The organism is Pseudomonas sp. SIMBA_067, assembly GCF_046534675.1.
Classification (GTDB): domain Bacteria; phylum Pseudomonadota; class Gammaproteobacteria; order Pseudomonadales; family Pseudomonadaceae; genus Aquipseudomonas; species Aquipseudomonas putida.
Map to the genome: position 1 here is coordinate 1 of NZ_JAWRYH010000168.1, position 337 is coordinate 337.

Annotated in this window: 1 pseudogene; it reads left to right on the forward strand. The window is 62.9% G+C overall.

Annotated features, from left to right (window positions below):
* Positions 1–337, forward strand: a pseudogene (locus SB765_RS28560) (peptidase); the annotation flags it as partial.

The window sequence follows — 337 nt, forward strand, 5'->3', positions numbered from 1 at the left end:
GATCTCCACCTTTGCCAAGTTGTTCGTGTTCAGCGTGCCGGGCGAGCGGCTGATCGTGCTGCAGACCGCCGGCAACCTGGCAACCTCGCAGTCGGTGGTGAACCTGCTGCAGCAACGCAGCCAGGGCAGCGGCCCTCACCTGCTGAACGTTGCCACGCTTTACGATGCAACGGTGCTGGTCGCCGACACCCTGCGCGAAGTGGTCAACCGTGACCGCAGCAAGCTTACGGGCGACATCGACCTGAGCAGTTCATTCATTGTCGGCGGCCAGATAGCCGGCGCCCCCATGGCCATCTACAACGTCTACGCGCAGGGCAATTTCTTCCAGGCCACGCCA